At 35.7% G+C, this 1133-nt stretch carries 1 pseudogene; it reads right to left on the reverse strand.

The window, feature by feature from the left end:
* Window positions 1-735: pseudogene (locus ACFINY_RS09735) on the reverse strand (autotransporter outer membrane beta-barrel domain-containing protein); the annotation flags it as partial.
* Between the last annotated feature and the right edge of the window lie 398 nt (window positions 736-1133).

Raw genomic sequence — 1133 nt, forward strand, 5'->3', positions numbered from 1 at the left:
CTTGGATTCTATACCATCTGCATGGAGTGCATTACCCTTAGATGATGCGACTGTAACATTGTTGTTTAAAGTAATGATGCTGCCATTTTGAGCAGATATTGCTGTATTTTTTGCACGAAATGATCCTCCAGAGATTGTTATTGTCGAGTGATCATCTGCAAATATGCCTTTTAGTGCTTGAGTAACGGTTACATTGTTCAAGGTTACTGTGCTGTTTTTAGCACTTATTCCTAAGGATAGTGAACTGTTATCGTTTTCACTCGATATTACCACGTCTTCCAGCTTGTTTTTTTTACTCTTACTGTCAGAAAAGGAAGCACCAGTGCTAGATAAAATGCCAGATGAGGAGGCCTCCATTCCAGAATATGTAATTGTTCCCTTAGTCATTTGAAGTGTAGCACCGTCTTTGGCTTCAAGGCCTAAGAAAATACCAGAACCAGTGCCTTTAATGGTTGTGCCATCCAGTAACTCAATCGCACTGTCAGCACCTTCTGCTGTTACAGCATAGACGGTTTGGTTTGTGCCTTGGTTTATATCTTTATTCGTAACAATGGTTAAATGTTTTCCAATGATTTTGCCACCGTCTTTTGCGTGAATAGTTTCGTAGGTTTTATCGGATACTTCTTGTTGTTTTCCCTCAGAAACTACGAGGGTTTCAGCATGTGCACTGAACTGGATATTGAACAGGATAATAGCGGCTGCAGCTGTGCATGATAAAAGGGATGTTTTATACACTAGTATTCTCCTTATGATAGCCCCCAAATATTCATTTCCCCGCGAACTTCATAAGAAGAAGTGAAAATGGATAGTTGTTATTAATTTCAGTAATTGTTTTTATTTGGTAAGACATTTTTGGTTTTTTGTCAAAATTAAAAAATAATTGATATTAATTATGTCTAATACAAAATGTATTTATAATGGATTTTATTTAAAGAATTATAATTTTGAATATTATTATTCAGAGAAATATTGTGAGATACTGATATAGTGGTACCATAACATCTTTTACGTGATGGTAGGGATTATTATATGACGCAAATTGGGGTTATGAGGGAACAAAAAAGGATGTAGAAGAAGCTAGTAAAAAAGCTAACTTACTTGGGCTTAAAGTGGTTTTTCATCTTTCAACACAG

Source organism: Bartonella sp. AA23NXGY (genome assembly GCF_042197165.1).
GTDB lineage: Bacteria > Pseudomonadota > Alphaproteobacteria > Rhizobiales > Rhizobiaceae > Bartonella.